Origin of the sequence: Quadrisphaera granulorum (assembly GCF_003149145.1) — a bacterium.
GTDB classification, from domain to species: Bacteria; Actinomycetota; Actinomycetes; order Actinomycetales; family Quadrisphaeraceae; genus Quadrisphaera; species Quadrisphaera granulorum.
Genome location: NZ_QGDQ01000077.1, coordinates 1 through 1,355, shown reverse-complemented (window position 1 = coordinate 1,355; position 1,355 = coordinate 1). Strand labels below are relative to the sequence as shown.

At 69.3% G+C, this 1,355-nt stretch carries 2 protein-coding genes; one reads left to right on the top strand and one right to left on the bottom strand.

Annotated elements, in window-relative coordinates:
* Positions 1–695: LLM class flavin-dependent oxidoreductase (locus BXY45_RS22760; RefSeq protein WP_109776815.1), on the top strand; the 695-nt coding region annotated here is incomplete at its 5' end.
* A 22-nt stretch (positions 696–717) separates the two neighbouring features.
* Here BXY45_RS22760 and BXY45_RS22755 read toward each other — a convergent pair.
* Positions 718–1,089: a VOC family protein gene (locus tag BXY45_RS22755; RefSeq protein ID WP_109776814.1), complete on the bottom strand. Its 372-nt coding sequence runs from the start codon at positions 1,087–1,089 to the stop codon at positions 718–720.
* Between the last annotated feature and the right edge of the window lie 266 nt (positions 1,090–1,355).

Below are 1,355 nucleotides of genomic sequence, written 5' to 3'. Positions count from 1 at the left end.
TCCTCGGCGTCGGCACCGGAGAAGCCCTCAACGAACACGCCGTCGGCGCCCCCTTCCCCGAAACCCGCGAACGCTTCGCCCGCCTGCGCGAAGCCGTCCGCCTCATCCGCAAGCTCTGGACCGAAGACCGCGTCACCGTCGACGGCGACTACTACCGCCTGCACGACGCCACCATCTACGACAAACCCGACGTCCCCGTACCGGTCTTCATCGCCGCCGGCGGCCCCGGGGTCACCAAATACGCCGGCCGCGCCGGGGACGGGTACATCTGCACCTCCGGCAAAGGCATGGACCTCTACCAAGACACCCTGCTACCCGCGCTGCGCGAAGGTCTGGAGGCCTCCGGACGCACCGAATCCGACATCGAACGCACCATCGAGATCAAGGTCTCCTACGACCGCGACCCCACCCGCGCGCTGGAGAACACCCGCTTCTGGGCGCCGCTGTCGCTGACGCCCGAGCAGAAGTCGCAAGTGCACGACCCGGTGGAGATGGGCCGCCTGGCCGATGAACTGCCCATCGAGCAGGTCGCCCAGCGCTGGATCGTCACCGACGACCCCACCGAGGTCTCCGCCGCCGTGGCGGGCTACGTCGACGCAGGCTTCGACCACCTCATCTTCCACGGCCCCGGCCACGACCAGACCCGCTTCCTAACCCAGTTCACCGAAGACGTCCTCCCCCTCCTGCGCAGCTGAGCCCGCCCGCGGCCGACACGCGTCAGCCTCGGGCGGGCAGCTGCTGCAGCACCCACGCGTTGCCGTCGGGGTCGTTGAAGAAGACGAACCTGCCCCACGCCATCTCGTCGATCTCGGTGCACTCCACGCCGCGCGCGAGCAGGTCGGCGCGGGCCGCATCGGCGTCGTCGACCACCGCCTGCAAGCCCTTCTGCTCCCCGGGGCGCATGGGGGTGATCCCCTCGCCGAAGGCGAACGAGCACGCGGAGCCGGGCGGCGTGACCTGGAGGAACCGCACGCCGTCGGTGACGCGCTGGTCGTGGTCGCAGCCCCAGCCGAGCTGCTCGGCGTAGAACCGCTTGGCGCGGTCGACGTCGGAGACACCGATGAAGATCAGTTCCAGGGCGGCCTTCATCGTGCTGCTCGCTGGAGTTTCCATCGGCTCGCCGGAGACGAGGGTGGTCCTCGGGGTGGTCTGCGCGTCACTGCTCATGCGTCGGGAGCCTGCCACCGCCCACCGACACCCCGAAAGACCAGACCCCTCCGTGATCATGGGCAGTTGGCCACCATGGTGGCCAACTGCCCATGATCGAGCCTGTTGCGGTTTGTGTGGGCCGTGATCGGGGGTGCGTAGCACCCCCGTGAAGGGCCTGTGCTCGATGCTGCGGCCCTGACCGGCCG

Excerpts from the sequence above, each read along its gene's own strand:
- BXY45_RS22755 (WP_109776814.1), bottom strand. The coding sequence starts at position 1,089 with ATGAAGGCCGCCCTGGAACTGATCTTCATCGGTGTCTCCGACGTCGAC.